A 4,753-nucleotide genomic window follows, 5' to 3' on the forward strand; every position below is an offset into this window, starting at 1 on the left:
TGAAATAGACGAGAAACCGTTTCTCATTCTTCTGGTCTTCGGGCACGGTATAGCTTTTTCTCCACCTGATCGCGTTGATCTTCTCGGGGTCTGACTCTTCCTTGATCCTCGTGAGGTAGAGCCGCTTGCCGACGAATTTTTCTCCCGACTCCATGAAAAGATATGCAGCATAGGGATTTGACCGGAGGTTTTTGTGGGTCAGTTTGTCGGTCATGATGTAGGCAATGGTCTCCTCATCGATGAAATGGGGCCGCGAATAGACCGCCACATCGACCTTGCCGTCAGCATCAGATGTCGCAAGCACGCCGCGTCCTGTTGCATTCTCAAAATATTCGCTGAGCTTCATATTCCCCTCCTTCATGGTATCGTTATCAACTACCCCCTGCCGGCAGCAGGATATCTTCAAGCGGATTTGATAAGTATAGCAAAGTTTCAAGCATGGTGATAGTATATAAATCATCCCATGATACCGGAGAGAATATCCGTAAAACTTGAGAGGGTAAAGGTCTTACGAGAGGGCAAGGAGGTACCTGGTGCCGTGGCTTACTGGATGAGCCGCGATCAGCGGGTAAACGACAATTGGGCCCTTGCCTTTGCCCAGGAACTCGCCATGAAAAGAAGGTCTCCCCTTGTTGTGATGTTCTCCCTGGCGCCCCAATTTCTCTATGCATCCGTGAGGCACTATGACTTTATGCTCATTGGTCTCAAAGAAACGGAACAAAAACTAAAGACCCTGAAGATACCCTTTTTTGCCATAACAGGGGAACCGGGGGATTCTGTCCCCCATTTCGTTGCAACAAGGCGTATCGCCTGTCTTGTGACGGATTTTGATCCTCTTCGCATCAAGCGGAAATGGAAAGAATATGTGGCAGCAGGAATCGAGATCCCTTTCTATGAGGTTGATGCCCATAACATTGTCCCCTGCCGGACAGCATCTCCCAGGCAGGATTTCGGGGCCTACACGATACGGAAGAAGATAGAGAGGCTGCTTCCCGGGTTTCTGGAAAAGTTCCCGAAACCGGCGGTCCATCCGTGGCAGCATGGAATAACGTGGACAAGGACAGACTGGGAAAGGCTCTCTGGAATGCTGCGTGCCAACCGGACCGTAAAGGCCGTGGATTGGATCGTGCCAGGAGAAAAGGCTGCCAAAAGGGCGCTCATGCATTTTATTAAAAAAAAGATCGCTCTTTATAACGCCGGCAGAAATGACCCGTCAAAGGATTGCCAATCCAGCCTCTCCCCTTACCTTCATTTCGGCCACCTATCGGCACAGCGTGTTGCCCTCGAAGTGATACAGAACGTTCCCGATGTCCCTGCGAGGTCGTCTTTCCTTGAAGAGCTGATCGTCCGGAGAGAGCTCTCTGACAATTTTTGTCTTTACAATCCCCGCTACGACAGCTTTGAGGGATTCCCTGAATGGGCAAAGACAACGCTCAATGCCCACAGGAAGGACAAAAGGGCCTACAGGTACGGTATGGAGGAGTTTGAAGAGGGCAGGACCCACGACGACCTCTGGAACGCCGCCCAGTTTGAGATGGTCATAAAGGGCAAGATGCACGGCTACATGAGGATGTACTGGGCAAAGAAGATACTCGAATGGTCAGGATCGCCTGAAGAGGCGATGGAAACGGCAATATACCTGAACAACCGCTACGAACTCGACGGGAGGGACCCGAACGGATATGCCGGCATTGCCTGGAGCATAGGGGGCGTACACGACAGGGCATGGGGTGAGCGGAATATTTTTGGCAAAATCAGGTACATGAGTTATAATGGATGCAAATCAAAATTCGATATCAGACGCTACATTCAAAATGTTAGTGCCCTGAAAAAAAGGGATTAGCCATTACACCGGAGAGAACATGAAGAAGTATAATGAAAGGATACCAGGCACAACCCAACGGGGTTCCGTGTCGGTTCCGGACAGGCTGCAGATCCTGGACAGGACGGAAGATTTTGCCGTCCTCGCAACCGATGATCAGGGAATGCCTTATACGTCCCTCGTCTCTTTTGCCCTCACGCCGGACTTGAAAAAGGCCGTGTTTGCGACGCCAAGGAACACGCGCAAATATAAAAATATCATAAGCTCACGGAACGTCGCCCTCCTTATAGACAACCGCTCGCGGAAGAAAAAGGGCCTTATGGAGACAGAGGCCGTAACGATCATCGGGAAAGGAAAACCCGTGAAGAAAGGCAGGACCAGGGACGAACTGGCGGCGCTCTTCATAAAGAAGCACCCTGACCTGGAAGGGTTCATTTACTCCCCGTCCACGGCGCTTATTATTATTGACATTGTTCAGTGCATCCATGTAAGCAGGTTCCAGACGGTCTCTGTCTGGAACCGCATATAGAAAAAGGAGTATACATATGTGGAACTGGAAACCGATCTTTGAGGACGAGGAGATAATATCTTACTGTGACCTTGACAAGGTCATCGATACGGAAGGTGGTGAGGACGATATCTTCGCTTCGATGGAATGCTATCGGCAGATCCCTCCGCGGTTCGCTGTATGGGCCTCGCTGGCATTCAAGAAAAAAGAGGCGATAAAAAAATATATTGAGCAGAGGAAAGGGGCGGGATTACCGGTAAAGGGTTATCAGCGTTTCCGTTATGCCCTCTGCCTCATCGAGATGGACGCGATGAAGAAAAGATACAGGGTCATACCGGCAACAGACTATGACTCAACGGACAACGAACTGGGAGAATCGTCTATCCTCACCGACAAGAACGCGCCGCTCGTTGAAGGATTAAAAACAGAATGGACATCGATCAATTCCAGGACAACCCACGGGATGATACCGGTAATCTTCAAGAGATTTGCCGTTGAGGGTAATCGATAATTCAGGAGGGCAACGATGAAAAAACATTGCTCCACATTATTTCTCTTTGCGATGATCCCTGTTACTTTATTTGTTTTCATATCCCCTCTGCCCCCTTTCTCCCTCTCCCGCTTTCCCGCTGTTCCGGCCTGTGCCCAGGACAAACAACCCGCAGGTGAAATGATCAAGTTGCCTGCGCCGCAACATCAGGGAAGTGTATCCGTCGAGAAGGCGCTCACCGAGAGACGGTCGGTGAGGAGCTACCGCGAAGACCCCCTCACCATTCCCGAGATATCCCAGCTCCTCTGGGCCTGCCAGGGCATCACGGAGCCGAAACGGGGACTCAGGACAGCGCCATCGGCACGTGCGGCATACCTCCTGGAGGTGTACCTCCTTTCGGGTAACGTAGCAAACCTGCAGAAAGGCATGTACAGGTACGAGCCGAACGGCCACGGACTTGAGAAGGTCGCCGACGGCGATATCAAGGGAGAACTCTTCAAGGCAGTGGGGCAGGCGCCGATAAAAAATGCCCCTGCCGTCCTTGTATTCTTCGGAAAGTCCGAGCGTACCACCACCCAGAGATGGATATTCCTCGAAGCCGGCCACGCAGCGCAGAATGTATATCTCCAGGGTATTTCCCTCGGCATCGGGGGTGTCGTGATGGCGGGGTTCATGGATGAGTCCGTCAGGAAGGCATTGAATATGCCCGAAAACAGGCAACCTGTCTACATTATGCCCATAGGCCGGGTGAAATGAAACAACGCTACGGGTACGTTGACAACGAAATGCATATCAGGTAAGATACGGACATGATCGAGCGGTATACAATGCAAAGAATGGCAAAGGTATGGACCGATGAGAACAGGTTCAGCAAGTGGCTTGACATAGAGGTCCTGATCTGCGAAGCCTATGCAGAACTGTCCCTTATCCCGCAGGAAGACCTGAGGGCGATCAAAGAGAAGGCACGCTTCGACGTCCGGAAGATCCTCGAGATCGAAAAGAGGACAAAACATGATGTCGTCGCGTTCATAGAGTGTGTATCGGAATACGTCGGACCATCCTCCAAATACATCCACATGGGGGTTACGTCATCAGACATTCTCGACACGTCTTTTGCCTGCCTTTTAAAAGAGGCTTCCGGGATACTGGTTGAAGACATCACTGCCCTCATGGATGTGCTGAAAGAAAAGGCCTACCAGTACAAGATGACCCCTGCCATCGGCAGGACCCACGGCATCCACGCGGAGCCTGTCACGTTCGGTCTGAAGATAGCGCACTTTTACGATGAGATGAGAAGAAACCTCGAACGGATGAAGGCCGCCCGCGAACGCATCAGTTACGGCAAGATATCAGGTGCGGTCGGCACCTATGCCCATGTGCCGCCTGCTGTCGAGGAATATGTCTGCAAGAAGCTGGGGCTGAAAGCAGCGCCCATATCATCGCAGATCATACCCCGGGACTATCACGCGGAGTTCTTTACCACGCTGGCCCTCATAGGTTCATCGATCGAAAGGATGGCCATGGAGATCAGGAGCCTCCAGAGGACAGAGGTCGGGGAGGCCGAAGAATTCTTTTCGAAAGGTCAGACGGGCTCTTCGGCAATGCCGCACAAGAGAAACCCCATTGCCTCGGAGAACCTCTGCGGGCTTGCAAGGTTGCTCCACGGATATGCAATGTCATCAATGGAAAACGTGCCCCTCTGGCATGAACGCGACATCAGCCACTCTTCTGTTGAACGTGTTATAGCGCCGGACGCGACGATCGTCCTCGATTACATGTTCGAGAGGGCAAAAAACCTCTATAAGAACCTCATCGTCTACCCGGAGAAGATGCTGGAGAATATGAACATCTCAAAAGGGCTTTACCACTCCGAGGCAATCCTCATCGCACTTATCCACAAAGGGATAACCCGCCAGGAGGCATACAAGCTCAC

The 4,753-nt window shown here is 51.6% G+C and carries 6 protein-coding genes; 5 read left to right on the forward strand and 1 reads right to left on the reverse strand.

Translation table 11 applies throughout. The features are described from left to right. On the reverse strand, nt 1-346 hold a 346-nt coding region (locus PHU49_00535; GenBank protein ID MDD5242478.1), incomplete at its 3' end, for a pyridoxamine 5'-phosphate oxidase family protein. A gap of 117 nt (nt 347-463) precedes the next feature. Here PHU49_00535 and PHU49_00540 point away from each other — a divergent pair. From PHU49_00540 to purB, 5 genes are all read left to right on the forward strand, one after another. Next, nucleotides 464-1,843: a deoxyribodipyrimidine photo-lyase gene (locus tag PHU49_00540; protein MDD5242479.1), complete on the forward strand. Its 1,380-nt coding sequence runs from the start codon at nt 464-466 to the stop codon at nt 1,841-1,843. A 19-nt stretch (nt 1,844-1,862) separates the two neighbouring features. Next, nucleotides 1,863-2,351, forward strand: a complete 489-nt coding sequence (locus PHU49_00545) for a pyridoxamine 5'-phosphate oxidase family protein (GenBank protein ID MDD5242480.1) — start codon at nt 1,863-1,865, stop codon at nt 2,349-2,351. Between the two features lie 16 nt (nt 2,352-2,367). Next, a complete protein-coding gene (locus PHU49_00550) occupies nt 2,368-2,841 on the forward strand; it encodes a hypothetical protein (protein MDD5242481.1) in 474 nt (157 codons plus the stop codon). 15 nt (nt 2,842-2,856) lie between these two features. Beyond that, nucleotides 2,857-3,576, forward strand: coding sequence for a SagB/ThcOx family dehydrogenase (locus PHU49_00555; GenBank protein MDD5242482.1), 720 nt, complete (start codon nt 2,857-2,859; stop codon nt 3,574-3,576). Nucleotides 3,577-3,629: 53 nt separating this feature from the next. Then, nucleotides 3,630-4,753, forward strand: a 1,124-nt coding sequence (purB, locus tag PHU49_00560) for an adenylosuccinate lyase (GenBank protein ID MDD5242483.1), incomplete at its 3' end; no start/stop codon positions are given.

The organism is Syntrophorhabdaceae bacterium, from assembly GCA_028713955.1.
In the GTDB taxonomy this organism is placed as follows: domain Bacteria; phylum Desulfobacterota; class Syntrophorhabdia; order Syntrophorhabdales; family Syntrophorhabdaceae; genus UBA5609.

Excerpts from the sequence above, each read along its gene's own strand:
- PHU49_00545 (MDD5242480.1), top strand. The coding sequence starts at position 1,863 with ATGAAGAAGTATAATGAAAGGATACCAGGCACAACCCAACGGGGTTCC.
- PHU49_00555 (MDD5242482.1), top strand. The coding sequence starts at position 2,857 with ATGAAAAAACATTGCTCCACATTATTTCTCTTTGCGATGATCCCTGTT.
- PHU49_00550 (MDD5242481.1), top strand. The coding sequence starts at position 2,368 with ATGTGGAACTGGAAACCGATCTTTGAGGACGAGGAGATAATATCTTAC.
- PHU49_00540 (MDD5242479.1), top strand. The coding sequence starts at position 464 with ATGATACCGGAGAGAATATCCGTAAAACTTGAGAGGGTAAAGGTCTTA.